Origin of the sequence: Sphingobacterium sp. UBA865 (genome assembly GCF_002295765.1) — a bacterium.
GTDB classification, from domain to species: Bacteria; Bacteroidota; Bacteroidia; order Sphingobacteriales; family Sphingobacteriaceae; genus Sphingobacterium; species Sphingobacterium multivorum.
On the sequence record NZ_DBGB01000006.1, the window covers coordinates 1 to 13,584 of the forward strand.

Annotated in this window: 14 protein-coding genes and 1 pseudogene; 10 read left to right on the plus strand and 5 right to left on the minus strand. The window is 35.4% G+C overall.

Annotation, left to right across the window (positions count from 1 at the left end; translation table 11 throughout):
- Positions 1-754: 754 nt before the first annotated feature.
- From B2O97_RS02065 to B2O97_RS02075, 3 genes are all read left to right on the plus strand, one after another.
- A complete protein-coding gene (locus B2O97_RS02065; protein WP_139144948.1) occupies positions 755-2,209 on the plus strand; it encodes a hypothetical protein in 1,455 nt (484 codons plus the stop codon).
- Complete coding sequence (locus B2O97_RS02070) at positions 2,154-2,687, plus strand: hypothetical protein (protein ID WP_070564584.1); 534 nt, start codon at positions 2,154-2,156, stop codon at positions 2,685-2,687. Before B2O97_RS02065 ends, B2O97_RS02070 begins: the two co-directional genes overlap by 56 nt.
- A 453-nt stretch (positions 2,688-3,140) precedes the next feature.
- Positions 3,141-3,548 carry a hypothetical protein gene (locus B2O97_RS02075; protein WP_070564582.1) on the plus strand — a complete coding sequence of 136 codons (408 nt, stop codon included), beginning with the start codon at positions 3,141-3,143 and terminating at the stop codon, positions 3,546-3,548.
- A gap of 459 nt (positions 3,549-4,007) precedes the next feature.
- Here B2O97_RS02075 and B2O97_RS02080 read toward each other — a convergent pair whose 3' ends face one another.
- Both B2O97_RS02080 and B2O97_RS02085 read right to left on the minus strand, forming a co-directional pair.
- Positions 4,008-4,232: a hypothetical protein gene (locus B2O97_RS02080; protein ID WP_115049171.1), complete on the minus strand. Its 225-nt coding sequence runs from the start codon at positions 4,230-4,232 to the stop codon at positions 4,008-4,010.
- Positions 4,229-4,696: a hypothetical protein gene (locus B2O97_RS02085; protein ID WP_159333010.1), complete on the minus strand. Its 468-nt coding sequence runs from the start codon at positions 4,694-4,696 to the stop codon at positions 4,229-4,231. Before B2O97_RS02085 ends, B2O97_RS02080 begins: the two co-directional genes overlap by 4 nt.
- A gap of 345 nt (positions 4,697-5,041) precedes the next feature.
- Between B2O97_RS02085 and B2O97_RS02090 the strand changes: the two genes are divergently transcribed.
- A complete protein-coding gene (locus B2O97_RS02090) occupies positions 5,042-5,755 on the plus strand; it encodes a metallophosphoesterase (protein ID WP_139144988.1) in 714 nt (237 codons plus the stop codon).
- 108 nt (positions 5,756-5,863) lie between these two features.
- Here the strand turns inward: B2O97_RS02090 and B2O97_RS02095 are convergent, their stop codons facing one another.
- Complete coding sequence (locus B2O97_RS02095; protein ID WP_070565937.1) at positions 5,864-6,847, minus strand: Rpn family recombination-promoting nuclease/putative transposase; 984 nt, start codon at positions 6,845-6,847, stop codon at positions 5,864-5,866.
- A 415-nt stretch (positions 6,848-7,262) separates the two neighbouring features.
- Here B2O97_RS02095 and B2O97_RS02100 point away from each other — a divergent pair, with 415 nt between their 5' ends.
- From B2O97_RS02100 to B2O97_RS02110, 3 genes are all read left to right on the plus strand, one after another.
- Complete coding sequence (locus B2O97_RS02100) at positions 7,263-8,075, plus strand: helix-turn-helix domain-containing protein (RefSeq protein ID WP_070565939.1); 813 nt, start codon at positions 7,263-7,265, stop codon at positions 8,073-8,075.
- Between the two features lie 123 nt (positions 8,076-8,198).
- Entirely contained in the window at positions 8,199-9,878 is a 1,680-nt protein-coding gene (locus tag B2O97_RS02105) for an alpha/beta hydrolase-fold protein (RefSeq protein WP_286766863.1), read from the plus strand.
- A 294-nt stretch (positions 9,879-10,172) separates the two neighbouring features.
- The gene (locus B2O97_RS02110) at positions 10,173-10,700 is read left to right on the plus strand and encodes a hypothetical protein (protein ID WP_112376275.1); all 528 of its coding nucleotides are present in this window, start codon (positions 10,173-10,175) and stop codon (positions 10,698-10,700) included.
- Between the two features lie 84 nt (positions 10,701-10,784).
- Here the strand turns inward: B2O97_RS02110 and B2O97_RS02115 are convergent, their stop codons facing one another.
- Positions 10,785-11,177: a hypothetical protein gene (locus B2O97_RS02115; protein WP_286766864.1), complete on the minus strand. Its 393-nt coding sequence runs from the start codon at positions 11,175-11,177 to the stop codon at positions 10,785-10,787.
- Positions 11,178-11,518: 341 nt separating this feature from the next.
- Here B2O97_RS02115 and B2O97_RS02120 point away from each other — a divergent pair, with 341 nt between their 5' ends.
- The 3 genes from B2O97_RS02120 (at position 11,519) to B2O97_RS02130 (ending at position 12,553) form a co-directional block, all read left to right on the plus strand.
- Complete coding sequence (locus tag B2O97_RS02120; protein WP_115049183.1) at positions 11,519-11,719, plus strand: hypothetical protein; 201 nt, start codon at positions 11,519-11,521, stop codon at positions 11,717-11,719.
- Positions 11,720-11,727: 8 nt separating this feature from the next.
- The gene (locus tag B2O97_RS02125) at positions 11,728-11,988 is read left to right on the plus strand and encodes a DUF1963 domain-containing protein (protein ID WP_115049185.1); all 261 of its coding nucleotides are present in this window, start codon (positions 11,728-11,730) and stop codon (positions 11,986-11,988) included.
- Between the two features lie 382 nt (positions 11,989-12,370).
- Entirely contained in the window at positions 12,371-12,553 is a 183-nt protein-coding gene (locus tag B2O97_RS02130) for a hypothetical protein (RefSeq protein WP_028069684.1), read from the plus strand.
- A gap of 779 nt (positions 12,554-13,332) precedes the next feature.
- Here B2O97_RS02130 and B2O97_RS02135 read toward each other — a convergent pair.
- Positions 13,333-13,545: pseudogene (locus tag B2O97_RS02135) on the minus strand (transposase); the annotation flags it as partial.
- Positions 13,546-13,584 lie beyond the last annotated feature (39 nt).

Here is a 13,584-nt window from a genome sequence, read left to right on the forward strand (position 1 = left end):
AAGCCTAATATACATTATTTATGCTGAATTAATATGTTTACAGATATTAACTTTCAAGATTATTACAAATTGTAAGGCTAAGGTATGGGTTTGAAAGAATGGTTCGATACGGGAAACCGTAGCTGATTTATTCAGCAATTTTAATAAGGCAATAAAATAAACAAAAGGCCTCCCTCGTTAACCGTCGAGGGAGGCCATGTTGGCTAGATGTCCGCTTGGGCTAGATGTTAACCGGCTTTGGGCATTCATCTACTGTAAAGATCGCGAGATTAGTTGAGATAATTGTCGTTCATTTTATTCAAAAGCCTGCTAAAATTCGAATTTTTAATTTTTTTATAAAGTAATAAGATTTTACTGCTAATGATTAGTGATCTTTGATCCAGATTTTGTTAAAAACAGTTAGGTTCATTTGGAAGTAACACAGAGACCAGCATGTTTCACCAGCCTTTGACAGAGTGCGTTTTGTACTCCCTCACGCTCTGCAATCTTTGTCCTTTTTTCATTTCTTATATTATCTAACCAGCTTATCTATATTACACGAGTAACGTGTAAAGCTGATTTCAATTCCCTATTGTATTTCAATCAGAAGAATGGTTCTTAAAATCGAATTACTTTTCTATTATTACCTGTATATTACCTGTGCATTATCTATACATTATAAGCGAGTTACAAACTTTCACACAAATGTGTAGTTTTTTAATCTAGTAAAAATTTCACGATAAATAACTTTAGCTTTATTCCTATAAATCGTTAAGTGAAAAGTAAAATAGAAGTAATGAAAAGCCATTTTTTTACAAGAAACTTTATCTGGCTCCTTATCTTGCTGTTTATCGTAGTAAGTTGTCAGAAAGATTCGTCCCAAGTATTAGATAATGAAAATAAGCCGACTTTGGCTGATATAAAAGAATTTTATGCCAAAGAAGGAATATTTAAAAAGATCAATCCAAACGATAACTTACCAATTCAATGGGAACCTTTATGGGATGAAGTAACTGTCCGTAAAGCAAACGATTCAGTTGAATATATGTTCATTCCATTGCATCCTTTTCTCAAGGAAGATAAGAAGAAAATTACGTTTGAAAAAGGCGGTAAGACATACTTACTCGTAAAAAATGGCAAAGAATTTTACAAAGGCTTTTTTTTCAATGATACGAAGGAAGAAATTACTGATCTCCGCTCCTTTACTGGAAAAATGTTATTCACAAATCTAAAAAGTAACGCTGCAAATTTGATAAAATACCGGAATGGTTCGCCTTATTTTGAAGGAGATGAAAATGTACAGAAAAAGAGGGCTTCATCAACGAAAATGGCATGGGAGCAAAATTGCAACTATCAAACGGTGGATTGTATCTATCAATCAGGAGGATATGGATGTGGTAGTGGTATTACTATATATCATAGCAGAGATTGTTCTTACCCCTCATTTTGTGCTGGATATGGTTGGTCGCTTATTGATAGCCGAGATGAGTACGTCTGCGAAAATGTTTGGGTTCCAGATGCACCTGGTACGGGTGATGGTGGAGGTGGCTCGGACGGAAGTGATATTGCAAACTTCAATGCTAAAATCGATGATACAAATCTTCCAGACTGTATGAAAGGCGTATCGGATACACTTAAAATGCTGAATGGAAATTCTGTCGCTGATATAATCAAAAAGTTTTCGGGAGAAATACCAGGGTATAACCTTAAGTTTACTACAGAAAATTTTAGCGATCCGATGAAAGTGGCTGGTACAAATCGAAATAATAATACAGGAGAAATAATTATAGCTTTCAATACCAATCCACTAGTTATAGGTAATGTTTCCGACTTAGCATTTGCAACAACAATGCTTCATGAATCTATTCATGCTTACCTTACTGCATTTTTTTATGATGATCCAACGGCAGCAACAATGACTTATCCTCAATTATTTGAAAAGTATACAAAGAAAAAAGCTTTTTCAAATGGCGCTCAACATGAGACCATTGCTAGAGATTTTATTACAGATCTAGCCGCATCCATTAAAAATTACGGAGAATTAAAAGGCTATCATTTAGATAAGCAAATATATGACGATATTGCCTGGAAGGGCTTATTAGAAACGGATGCATTTAAAAACCTTTCAGATGTAGATAAATCTCGAATTACAGATAGAATAATGGCTGAACAATATGATACTAGAAAAGACAAAGGAGTTACACAAAAAGGAGTTCGCATGGGTTGCTAGCATTCTTTTATTTTGGACATTGGCAAGTTGTGCAACGAAAAAGAATCTTGACGACTTTGCTGAAATTGATCGAAACAATTGCAGTAGTTTTAATCAGATGGGCAAAGGATATACGGAAAGCGAGGTAGCTCCATTAATACATGGAAAAGTAAGATTATGCTATAATAATGAAATAGTGCCTTACGCGAGAGTCTTTTTTCTTAAAAATGGCAGGGACACCATAGCTTCGCTTACCACAGACGAAAAGGGTGAATTTTCAAAACAAATCTCTCCAGATGGTTTTTGGGGAAAAGTAATTATAGAAAAATTTGGATCGAATTTGACAATTGATGAAGTGAGAATAGATGCATACTTTAAAGATTACTATCTGGATATAAAATTACCAAGGCAACCTGCTTATATAAATGAAGTGGGCCCAAGAAAAGATCAGAAAAAGTTAAGAAAGGAAGTTGAAAAAGCAAGTCGAAAACATCAGTAAATAATTGCAATCTATCCACTCACTAACTTCAAGTGGGGAGGTTGATGTTATCTATTTTTTGAATGTGTAGCTTTTAAAGATCATCCACACCTGATCCGTCAACGTAAAATATTTTTGGTGCTTAGATCATTTACAGTCAAAAATCCGGTAACAGCAAACTTTTTGACAGCTAGTACTCCATGCTCAACAGCTAGAAATAATATTTTTTAAAAACCAAATAGGATTCGATATTGTATTAATAGTACTTTTCAAAAGCTTTAGCATTTGCAAATAATTATGCAACCTTTGGTAATCCACCTGTTGAAATAAATGAAACCTGGGTAAAAAACCCAACTATCACCGTGACGAGCGCCGATGGTCAACCACAAACGATCAAACCATACGCAAACTTAGGCGATGGGAAAAACTGTCCGATCCATAGCGTATCCTCTAGCCCCAATTAATTGATAACAAATGAAGAATAACATTTTAACAATTTTGGGTATTTGTTTTTTAACATCTGCCTACAGTCAAAAAAAAGAAAAGGACTTATCGATACTACAGACTTTGGTCGAAAAAATACATTTGGATCTCCGTGATGTTGCAATGATGTCTGGTGTTCCAAGTAGGACATCTGCTACTTGGGCAAATTTGGTATATGTTCAACGGGGGGATTCCATAACAACTGTGCCGTTTGACAGTCTCACTTCTCCCAAATGGAATCGCTTTGAATATGATATAACGGTTGAATTCGACAGATTTACAGGGAATAGCACTCAAAATTTAAAGGGGGTAATTGTTCTAAAGCGTATCAGCCCTGAAAGAGAGGAAAAGCTCCGAAACTGGATGCTTAAAGAAAAGGAAAAGGCTTTGAAAAGATAAATCTTAAAGTCCGGTCGATATATACGGCTGGACTCATAATAGTGTTTATATTAATGGATGCTTACATAGGTTGTGAATTGCTTTCATTCTTTGGTTTAATTGTATGTAAATCCCACAGATAGTAATTATTCATTTATTTGAATATGTTGTTTAAAAGTTCCTTCCTGATAATACTTTCATTCCGGAATGCTAGTTTATTGCTTCAAATATTATTATCATGTTCACGAACACTCCAGATCAACCCCCTGTCTCGGTAATGACAGCATTCTATTATCAAAAAGTTTTTCCATGATCGTCCACACCTGTCGCACCGTCCGTTATCATTGCTGCAACTTGGGTGATTTCTAATTTTGGAAAAGACTTTATAATATTTATTCATTTATGAGGATGAGGAGTAACTCGGCCTTTTTTTGTTTTTAAAACCAAACAGGATTCGCCCCGCCCAGACTCAAGGTTTTTTTATTCGTCATAGCCCAACTCATCGAGGATAATAACAAGTTCATCGGTGGTCAACCAGCTCGTATTGTTACATAGCATTACCCAATCGCCACTGCGAAAATCTACATTCATTATAAAAAACCGATCAATCATAATTTGCAAGGTTCCACCACCATGCAAAACAGAAACCTCAACCACTTGCTTCTGACCACACACGTCACATTCGAACTTTATATTCTTTTTCATCGAATATCGTCCTTTATCCACTTTAATTCTCCACGCTGGATCATGGCTATATATTTTTGCACGTGATCATCGGTCAATAAGCAATTGTCGTCAAGGTGATAATTGAACTGTTTAGTGAAGGTGTCATAATGAATACTTCCTACATAAGCATTATTGAGGTATATATGCCAAAGGCTGTATTTCTTGGCCCGAACTTCCACTACCTGGCGTTTTCCATGATGATAAAACAACTCAGGCACATCAGTATCAAAGCGAAGTATAAGGGCGTCAATGCACGCTTCCTTGATGTCATCGGCAAGTACACCGTATGCCAATTGCCACTCTCCCTGAGATTTCCTGAAAACATAATGAGCAAGACCATTTTTGTTGTAAAGATGATAATCTTTCATGCCCATGCTTTTATCATGCACGGTAATTTGAGCGTACATTACCCGATTTCGGCAAAAGATTTCTAGCGGTTTCATTACACAATATTACTAATATTATTAGCAACATTGTATACCGTACAGATATTTAGGGTTTCCCATTTTTTATATGTAATCGGATGTATTAAGCCTATCCTAGCCCGATAATAGCATTATGGGAAACCTTAGTCTATATTAAGATTGGAATTGACGTAAGCCGTCGCTACGCGGACAGCTTACCATAAGCGACTTGGTTAAACAGCTCCACTTTCGTATCTTCGATACGGCTACGTTACTTCGCAAAGTCGCCGCTCTACATATACAATGCTAAAAACTACCGTACATACATTCAACGACCTTGACAAATGGTTGTCCGACAACTTCTATTTTGAAGACGGACACGTTTTGGCAATAAAAGAAAATCCGCTTGAAATTATTGTTGGTTATAATGTGAAAGCAAATTATAAGGCAAATTCAGAAAGACACATCTTGCCTTTCAAAATTATTCCATCAAAAATTTATGAATGGACTTTTGACATAGATGTAACAAATGTTGGTGACGACAATTACATTGAATATATTGAAGCATGGGAAGTTGAAAATGGAATTTGCTTAGAGTTCGCTACACCTGCGATTTTTCGACTTGTTACAAACAGCCTTGAAATTGAAGAACAAGAACTAATAAAAACAACATTTAAGCCTTGGACAAGTGAGAAGGAAATATATTTGACCGCTGACCTTTCTGAAGTTCCGAGACCTTTATTTTGGAAAGAAAAATTAAGCAAATACGGACACGACATTCTGTTTCGTTATTATTCAGGTGAAGAAAGACAACCAGAGCAAGTTCCTTATCCAGACTATCAAGGTTACTATATACAACTTGCGGACAGAATTAGCTCGACACAAGAAGGTATTTTTCTCAAGCATATTAAAGTAGAAAACGGAAAATTTAGTTTGAATTTTGAAAACAAGGACGATAAATTGAAAAATGTTTGGAACGACTTAACAGCAATTCTTGCAGAATTTCCTAATGCTCAAATCAAAAGCGGAAATTGCGAGTTTACCGGGACAAAATGGAAACAATATTTAGCGGACAAACTATTACCGACAACAGAATAACAGGAAGCACAGCATATAACGGGAGACTGTAACATAAACTGTGTCAACCAATTTAATCGGCTCGTGCCATTCATCTATTGGTGGAGCAGTCATCCAAAATAAAGAAACTTAGAGTTTTTCGACCTCTTCGACAGAAAGCCCTGTGCCCTTAGCAATATCAGCTATAGGTAGCCCCATTTCCTTAAATGCTTTAGCAGTCTCAAGAGCTTTTTTACGCTCTCCTTCTGCTAGTCCTTTGGCTTTACCTTCTGCTAGACCTTTGGCTTTACCTTCTGCTAGACCTTTAGCTTTACCTTCTGCTAGGCCTTTAGCGTGACCTAAAGATTCTCCGGATTTCTTGGCCGAATTAAATACGCTCTCAGCATCACGCTTATGTTTTAAACTTGCTTCGTATGACATTAGCTCCTCCTCCGTTAGTTTACCTATCTCTCCTATCTCAAAGATAAGACCAAATATTCTTTTATCCAAAAATGTTGGCAATCTATCCATGGTACTCAAGTGTTTAAGTAAGTACAACCACTGATCCATAACTGTCTTTAGTTCTTCTGGCTGTTTATTAAATAATGGAAGCGAAATCATTTTATATCCCAATTTATCATAGAATATTTCTTTGGTCAATTTGTCACACAGCGCAACATCATAGAAATAAGGCCGCTCTGTGACACGAGATATACCGGTACTACCATTTCTATCCATGTGAAACTCCAAAATACCAATAAAGTAAACCTCCGGTAGGTAATAATCACTACCCTTCTTACCTCGCGCTAATTGTTTATTGATGAGACGTGAGGTATAGTACACTGCACGGTCCTTAAAAAATTCTTGAAAGAGCTGCTGCATCTCAATGATGAAAACCTCACCATCGCTGCCGATACAATGTAAATCAAATACAACACGACGCATTCCCTCATAATCACCATCATGTTCTACAGGCTTATATCTTAGATCCGAAATTATCTTCTCTCCCTGAAACAGACTATTGAGAAACTCAATCAGTAAGATTTTGTTGTCCTCCCTACCAAAGTAAAATTTCCAACCGAAATCGGTACGTGGATCTACATACCTACCCAAATGTTTTTTTGATCTAGCCATAATTTTTATTAATTGATTATCAGACAAATATATAACAATAAATTGATTATTGCTAACATATTTAGTAAAAAAACAAGTAAATTATATGGATAGTCAATCACATGAGCTGAAAAATTACAGACAGACTATTCTTTATCAAATTTTATGAGTTATTTAGTATGTAATAAATTAGCACAATAACCTAGTAAATAATATCGATTATGTATAAATTACTTTTAATCACTTTTCTTAGCGTTTGATAGTGAATTATATTAGACTAAAGTAGCCCTTTGCTAAGCGCTAATCTCCAGCAAAGCTGTTTAGGTTTTTTTCCAATCTCCATTATTATTTAGACGATCAGATATATGTTGATTTAGCATTAACTTTTTTTCTTATTTTTGAAATTATTGCAGATTTGCGAGGTGGAAAGTTAAAAATGAAGGAATTATTTCAAACGTTCAAACCAAAAAATCCTATAGTCAAAAAGTATGTTGATTATTACTATTTGGACATTAAACCAAATAATGTGATCAATAAATTCCTATGTTTCCCCCATTTTAATAATACAATTTCAATTTATAGATATCATGTGAGATTGGAAAATGGAGAAATAAAATTTGATGATAACGCAAACCCATTTCAGATTTTCACCCCTATTCGGCAAAAAGTACTTAATGTAAAACAATCTGGAACAGTTTACAGAATCGTCATTGTATTTCATCCTTTAGGTATCCAGCAATTTTACGAAAATTTAAATTTTGCAGATTATATAACAGATTACGAGTTTTTCAGTCCAGAAGAACTAAAAGAAATCTTTTCTACAACTCAAACAAAACATATTTCAGATTTTTTAGACAACGCTTTATTACATCGTTTTAAAAAATTTGAGAGCCCAATTTTAGAACAAGCAATTCAATATATTTTCAGTAATGACGAGAAAATATCTGTCACAGAACTTTCAACTTACATTGGAATCAGCAGACAACATTTAAACAGATTATTTCAATTTCATTTGGGAGTTTCCATAAAAAAATTTTACGAAATAGTTCTTTTTAGGCAGTCCGTCAACAAGAAACTTTTTGAGAACCCTGAAAGTAGCTTCACTGAAATTGCTTATGAGTTTAATTTCAGCGACCAATCTCATCTTAATAAAATCTATAAAAATCTGGTTGATAATTCACCTAGAAACTTTTTTAGCAAAGGAACTATTTTAGGAAAAGAAGATACTTTTTGGCATCTGGATCCTTAACGAGTAAAGTTCCATTTTTACAAGTTCGAGTAAAGTTCCATTTTTACAAGTTCGAGTAAAGTTCCATTTTTACAAGTTTCCGAAATAGTTTGTCTGTAGATTTGCCTGATTAAATTTTGATTTATGAGATATTGTATTGTTTTATTTTTAGTTCTGTTAAGTTTATTTGCCCAAGCACAGGAAAATTATTCAACTTTGATTCGAAAAGCGGTCGAAAACAAAAAAAAAGCAAAAGATTCAATTGCGTATCTGCATGCATTAGGATTATACGAGGATGCATTTGCGCGCTTTCCGGATAGTATAGATCAATTTAGCCGCTATAACGCTTCAATCTTAGCCTATAAATTGAATAATAAAGATAAAGCATTTACCTATTTATCTGCGCTGGCAAAGAAGGAAACCGACTGGAAAACTTATCCCGCTTGGAATTATATCATTAGAGATTATGCTTCGGAAGAATATAAAGATCTAATAGGTGACCCAAGATGGCAAATTTTGAAAAGTGATGCTATTAAAAATAAAGATCGTTTTTACATCCAATTAAAAGTAAAGGAAGATGAATTTTTCAGCATAGAGCCAACTAACCTAGATAAATTTCAGGATGAAAAATCTCTTTATGAGAAAATAAAAAACTTTAATCCCTACAAAGCGAAAAAGAATCAGGATTATTCTATTTCATTCAAAATAAACGATTCAACCAAAACTTCGTTTTTTATTCATTTACCAAAAAATTACAATCCTCATAAGAAGTATCCCCTGCTTTTCTTTCTTCATGGTGCAGTAAGAAGTAATGCGTTGATTGATTATCAGTTTGCAGATTGGAATTTAGGTGGTTGGAATAGATATTACACAAAATATGCAGAGCAAAATGATGTCATTTTAGTTTTTCCAAAAGGGAGCAGGCAATACAATTGGATGACATCAAATGAGGGCTTTTTTATGATTCCCGAAATGCTTGAAAGTATCAAGAAAGCAGTCAACGTTGATGACAATAAAGTTTTCATTTCGGGACATTCTAACGGAGGAACGGGGTCGTTTTCATATCTGATGAAACAACCTACACAATTTGCAGGTTTTTACGGATTTAACACTTATCCAAAAATATTTACGGGTGGTACTTTCGTTGAAAATATTAAAAACCGTTCATTTATCAATTTTTCAACAGATGAGGATTATTATTATCCACCAAACGCAAATGATGATTTAACAAAATTAATGAACGGAATAAATGCCGATTACAAAGATTATCGCTACAATGGATTTCCGCATTGGTTTCCACAATTTGACGAATCTGAACCAGCTTATCAGATTCTTTTTAACGACCTAATAAGCCGGAAGAGAAATCCTTTTTCGAAAGAAATATCTTGGGAATTTGATGATGAAAAATACGGAAATATTGATTGGTTTTCTGATATAAAACTAGATACCCTAAGCCGAAAATCAAATTGGCACAAAGAGTTAAATTTCAAAATCAACCAATGGTTGAAATACGACAAAAACGATAGCTTAGTTGTGCAGGAGGTTAATAAAAAAGCTTTTGATTTTCCAAGAAAATCAGGAAAAATAAAAGCTGAATATCAAAACAACATTTTCAGAATTAAAACTTCATCTATTAAATCATTTTCAATCAATATTTCGCCTGAAATGGTCAATCTGAAGAAGAAAGTAAAGGTTTACGTAAATGGTAAATTGTATTTCAATGGAAAAGTAAAGTACAATCGTGAATATATGTTGCAGAACTTTGAAAACAACCAAGACCGAGAACAAATTTGGATAAATCGTATTAACCTTAATATATCCTAAAATATGTACGCGTCCTTTTCATCAAAAGGTTGTTAAAAAGAATATATACAGCTCTTAATTTCAAGATGATGACGCATTGTTAAGGCTACGGTATGGGTTCGAAAGAAGAGTTGGTTACGCGGAAGAACAGTCGATTCGTTCGGCAGTTTTAACAAATTAAAAAAAAGGCCTCCTGAAATGCAGGTCTAAATCAATGCACAGCTTGGAGCGAATCTTGCGAGAGGAGCCAATATGGTAGGAACTAATCCTGGGACTGGAGTGAAGAACTGGGATACTAATTGTAAATAAATTCAGATGCGAAAGGAACAAATAACAGAGCAGTTAAAAGAGTATTATCCGGAGGGTGTTACCCTCGACGATATCATGGCTTATTCCGCTTCAGAAGCTTACAATAACCGGAAACAATGTATTGAATCAGCCTGGTCAGACCGCGGGCAATGGGAACAATTAAAAGAGTCCCTTACCGACCTGTCTGCTGAAATCTGGGACTATTCCTTCTTAGGGGGAAGCCCTTCATATCACTTTTCCTTCCCCCTTGAGCAGAATGAAGACATCTTATACTCTTTATTTGTTAGTGTTATTTTACCCTATTTTGCGATCAGGATAATGCGCCTCCCCGATCGGAAAAAATCATTTACCCCAGTATGCGATACTGATTTTCAGGTATTTGAAAAGCTGACAAAGAAAGTACAACATGTTTTCCCCGAGCATCTGATAATTAAAGACGATAGGTTGCTACAAACAAAGGTTGATATCTTCGAGGCAGATGGGGAAAATCCTCCATCAATACAGCACCTTTTATTCTCGACGATAGAAACATAGTTACAGCAGCACTATTCCGCAGTATTTAGGAAGCCTTAAGATCCTCCCAGACTCGAGGTTTTTTTATTCCTTTTATATCGTTTTTCATCGCATATCGTCCTTTATCCACTTTAATTCCCCGCGTTGGATCAGGACTATATACTTTTGCACGTGGTCATCGGTCAATAAGCAATTGTCATCTAGGTCGTAATTGAACTGCTTAGTGAAGGTGTCATACTGAATACTTCCTACATAAGCATTATTGAGATAAATAGGCCAAAGGCTGTATTTCTTGGCCCGAACTTCCACTACCTGGCGTTTTCCATGATGATAAAACAACTCAGGCACATCCGTGTCAAAGCGAAGTATAAGAGCGTCAATGCACGCTTCCTTGATGTCATCGGCAAGTACACCGAATGCCAATTGCCACACGCCCTGAGATTTCCTGAAAACATAAAAAGCAAGACCATTTTTGTTGTAAAGATGATAATCTTTCATGCCCATGCTTTTATCATGCACGGTAATTTGAGCGTACATTACCCGATTTCGGGAATCCGTAGCCAATTTATTTATTCGGTAGCTTTAATGAGACAAACAAATTAAGCAATAAAAGCTCCTCTCGTTAACCACCAAAGGAGGCAATCTTAGCCAAATATGTTCATACGTATAAAGCTCACAAGATTGGATAGATTCCTATCCCGGTCTATCAAGGATAGAAACTGACTGAAAACACTATCCGCCACTTTTTTATACGAATTATCTTATCGTTTTGGACGTTTCCTCTGTTCCAACTTTGCTTAGAAGATATTGAAATTAGACCTGATATTTTAGCTGATACAATGGTGATTACTGTTTTTATAGCAGAAGAACTTCCAATGGATATAACTGCCAACGGAAATGAATGGCTTTTGCGAGAATATAAAAAATCAGACAAATTAATAATTAAAGAATTAAACAATCCTGATTCAGGACTAAAACCATTTCCCCTAAAACCTTCAAAAATAGAAGAAGATTATCCTGTGTGGATGGAGGTGGTTTAACAAGTGAAATGGAAGATGAAATATTAAAACTTGAAAATTCGGGAGTAATTGAAGGGTATTATGATATAGCTGACAATCAATATGGACACAAACTTGGAGGCTATCCAAGCTTTTGTCAACCAGGCGTTTATTTCGGCAAAGACTTTGAATTTGTATTTCAAATTGCATCCGACGACAAAGCAAATTTGAATATAGTTGATAGCGGAACGATGTATTTTGCTAAAAATGCGAAGACAGAAGAATGGAATTTCTACTGTGACTTTTATTAAAAAAACAGCAGATAACATCGATTTGGCAAAATCTAGTAACTTTATAAAAGCCCGCAATATTTTATTTTTGCAGCATTGACATTCGAGATATCGAATTCTTTGGTAACTGTACTCTATTTTTGGCTCGACTCCCCTGCACTAGCCATACAACGTGTAAAGAAAAGAGTAGAAAACGGAGGACACAATATTCCATCTGATGTGATAGAAAGACGTTATCATCGTGGTTTAGAAAATTTGTTTAACATTTATATTCCAATATGTGATCGCTGGTTGGTTTTTGATAACATGGATTTAATCCCCGGAATTATTGCTCAGGGTGATAAATTTGGAGAATTCGTTTCAAATAGCGAAATTTGGTCAACACTAAAATCGAAATACTATAATGAACGATAAGGTAAATATTGAAAATATTAATCTTGCTGAACGAATTCGTTTAGGAGTGCAAAAGGCTTTACGAAAACTAGCCGAAGAAAGTGCAGCAAAGGGTGAGAGTTTGGTGGTAAAAGTTGACGGAAAAATACAAGAAGTACCTGCAAAGGAACTACTTATGAATTTACCAAAATAGTTTCTTCTGTAAACTATTTAACTAGGCCCCCGGCTATACGCCAAAAAATCTTTAATTCCTTAACGCGTATATTTATTATCTGGAGTTTCTCTTCTGTCTCTTGATTAAAATAGCCTTACCACTGCATATAAATATCTGATATATCATACCGAGTGGCTTCATGCTTCACTGCTTTTAGATAGACCATCTATTCCTTGGCAAAAATTCCAGTCGGACTTTGACTTCGCCTGCATGTACCCCGAAATCTAAAGCGCTATTCCGTCCCTGTGGTAAATCGATAAAGTTTTCAATGCACCACCATGCTTCGTAATTTGGGGCTAGCGGTATCTCCATAAAAATTCCGATAGCCAGATTCCTCATTTAATGGCGCATCCACTAAATTATAACAAGTGACTTGGCAAAACAGCTCCACTTTCGTATCTTCGATACAGCTACGACAAGTCGCCGCGCCAGTTACCTACAAGCATAACACGACACATCAAGAAAACACAATTGCATTTATGACACCTACGGAAAAACTAACTTCCATTTCGACCGAACAATATATTTAAGAAGATGGCGACGAATATAAAGTAGAATTAAAAGAAGGTTTGACAAATCAACAAATTGACGAATTAGCCAAAGATTGCCAACAGGACAAATTCCGCCAGAGATAAGAGAATTACTAAAATTTGCTAGCGCCTTTGAATTTTTTGGAATTGAAGAAATCACATTTGACGGAGTAGGTCAATTCGGATTTGAAGAGTTTTTTAATAATTCAGTTCAACTAGCAGGAGATGGGCATACATGCTCAACACGTGTCCCTCAAGCTGTTCAGTGATAATTAATTGTCTGTTAGGTACTACTTTAGGCTCGAACCTTACCGATCTATCCCGGCCTGTCTCCAGCTCAAAAGTTCCGGTATTGAGACCTCGGACTGTCTTTTTTGTCTTGCCATTTCGACGATTGCTATTGCCCGAAGCTTTCTTTTCGTTCAAGTGGTTTTCCAGTTGCATACCCAATTTTCATATTTAGTTACATTAAACTCATGT

Coding starts and splice junctions, on each gene's coding strand:
- B2O97_RS02085 (WP_159333010.1), bottom strand. CDS start 4,696: ATGAAACCGCTAGAAATCTTTTGCCGAAATCGGGTAATGTACGCTCAA.
- B2O97_RS02105 (WP_286766863.1), top strand. CDS start 8,199: ATGAGATATTGTATTGTTTTATTTTTAGTTCTGTTAAGTTTATTTGCC.
- B2O97_RS02075 (WP_070564582.1), top strand. CDS start 3,141: ATGAAGAATAACATTTTAACAATTTTGGGTATTTGTTTTTTAACATCT.
- B2O97_RS02120 (WP_115049183.1), top strand. CDS start 11,519: ATGGTGATTACTGTTTTTATAGCAGAAGAACTTCCAATGGATATAACT.
- B2O97_RS02095 (WP_070565937.1), bottom strand. CDS start 6,847: ATGGCTAGATCAAAAAAACATTTGGGTAGGTATGTAGATCCACGTACC.
- B2O97_RS02100 (WP_070565939.1), top strand. CDS start 7,263: ATGAAGGAATTATTTCAAACGTTCAAACCAAAAAATCCTATAGTCAAA.
- B2O97_RS02130 (WP_028069684.1), top strand. CDS start 12,371: ATGAACGATAAGGTAAATATTGAAAATATTAATCTTGCTGAACGAATT.
- B2O97_RS02125 (WP_115049185.1), top strand. CDS start 11,728: ATGGAAGATGAAATATTAAAACTTGAAAATTCGGGAGTAATTGAAGGG.
- B2O97_RS02080 (WP_115049171.1), bottom strand. CDS start 4,232: ATGAAAAAGAATATAAAGTTCGAATGTGACGTGTGTGGTCAGAAGCAA.
- B2O97_RS02070 (WP_070564584.1), top strand. CDS start 2,154: ATGATACTAGAAAAGACAAAGGAGTTACACAAAAAGGAGTTCGCATGG.
- B2O97_RS02110 (WP_112376275.1), top strand. CDS start 10,173: ATGCGAAAGGAACAAATAACAGAGCAGTTAAAAGAGTATTATCCGGAG.
- B2O97_RS02115 (WP_286766864.1), bottom strand. CDS start 11,177: ATGAAAGATTATCATCTTTACAACAAAAATGGTCTTGCTTTTTATGTT.